The sequence below is a fragment of the Phytoactinopolyspora endophytica genome, from assembly GCF_004138495.1.
Classification (GTDB): domain Bacteria; phylum Actinomycetota; class Actinomycetes; order Jiangellales; family Jiangellaceae; genus Phytoactinopolyspora; species Phytoactinopolyspora endophytica.
In genome coordinates this window covers 61,658-63,143 of sequence record NZ_ML142871.1, presented here as the reverse complement: position 1 = coordinate 63,143, position 1,486 = coordinate 61,658, and the positions used below count along the sequence as shown (strand labels likewise).

2 protein-coding genes are annotated in these 1,486 nt (G+C 65.7%); one reads left to right on the top strand and one right to left on the bottom strand.

Annotation, left to right across the window (positions count from 1 at the left end; genetic code table 11):
* Window positions 1–502 (bottom strand): aminotransferase class V-fold PLP-dependent enzyme (locus ELR45_RS39700; RefSeq protein WP_205857570.1); only part of this gene is annotated, 502 nt, incomplete at its 3' end.
* A 168-nt stretch (window positions 503–670) separates the two neighbouring features.
* Between ELR45_RS39700 and ELR45_RS30350 the strand changes: the two genes are divergently transcribed.
* Complete coding sequence (locus ELR45_RS30350; protein ID WP_129669627.1) at window positions 671–1,111, top strand: Lrp/AsnC family transcriptional regulator; 441 nt, start codon at window positions 671–673, stop codon at window positions 1,109–1,111.
* Window positions 1,112–1,486 lie beyond the last annotated feature (375 nt).

Genomic DNA, 1,486 nt, shown 5'->3' with positions numbered 1-1,486 from the left:
AGGTCAGCGCGCCTGCGGCCTCGGCAGCGGCAACGACGGCGTCCACGTCCGCGATCTCGCCCGTGGCGGACTGAACCAGGCTGAACGCGACGACGTCCGTGTCGTCGGTGATGGAATGCGCCAGATCAGCAGTGGGCACCGCGCGTATGTCGAAGCCTCGTCTCTCCTGCACGAGCCAGGGGAAGAGGTTAGAGGTGAACTCCTCCTCGGGCACCACCACCCGGGTGCCGTCCGGCATGGAAGAGGCGACCATGCCGAGTAGCTGAGAGACCTGGGCGCCGACGGAGACGTCAGACGGCGACACGCCCACGATCCGGGCGAATGCCTCCCGGGCGCGTCCGGTTGTCTCGCCCCAGCCCTTCCATGACGTGCGTCCGCCTCGCCACTCGTCCAGCGCTGCCTGGAGAGCATCCCACGCGGGGTTGGGAGGCAGGCCGTAGCTGGCTGTGTTCAGCCAGCCAGGTTCGGGCCTGAAGAACTCCTGAGCTGCTTTGATCTCCACAGTTCGATCCTGCCATGGATATGACGTCTGGGGTTGGGTCTGTGCCTTGAGCAGATGGCACCCAACCCGTCGGGGAGAGGCACCAGCCCTTAACGGAGTCGTCACGATCTGACGCCACGCCCAGCACGAACGGCAGCAGCACTTCGGTTCAGCGTCTACAGTTAGCGCGTGGAGGAAATCGACAGGCAGATCGTGTCGCTGCTCCTGCGTGACGGCAGAATGAGCTTCACCGACCTCGGCAAGGCCACTGGCCTGTCGACGTCGGCCGTGCATCAGAGAGTGCGCCGGCTCGAGGAGCGGGGCGTTCTTCGCGGCTACACGGCCGTCGTCGACCACGAGTCCTTAGGTCTGCCGTTGACCGCCTTCATCTCGATCAAACCGATCGACCCGAGCCAGCCGGATGACTCGCCGGATCGGTTGGCCGAAATCACGGAGATCGAGGCGTGCTACTCCGTTGCGGGTGATGAGAACTACATCCTCAAGGTGCGAGTGGAGCGTCCGGCGGCGCTTGAGGACCTGCTGGCACGGATCCGATCCTCGGCCAACGTCTCGACCCGCACGATGATCGTTCTGTCGACGGCCTACGAGAACCGGCCCACCATCGGCTAGTCCCGCTCCACGTAGTGCGTCGAGCGGGCACATCTGCCTGCCATCTGGCGAGTACGGCCTGCTCGTCAGAAGGGCGTGGTGGCGTGCTCATGTTCGGGATCGGGCTGGTCTTGGCGCGTTCCCGTCTCGTGTCTGTATCTTCCTTCTTCCTCGTCTTGGCGGGAGTGGATGGTGGGCAGGGTCGCGATAATCTACCGTCTCGCTCCTTCCGGCGGCGGACCGCGCCGATGGGGAGCCGGTCGTAGTGGAGCGTCACGGTGTCGGCGGCCAGGAGGACGCGCGGAGCGCTTCGACCGGGGTGCCGGTCTCGTCGCGGGTGGTGCGCCAGAGGTCGTGGACGACCGCGCCCAGGGTCAGTCGAGGCCTTCGATGATG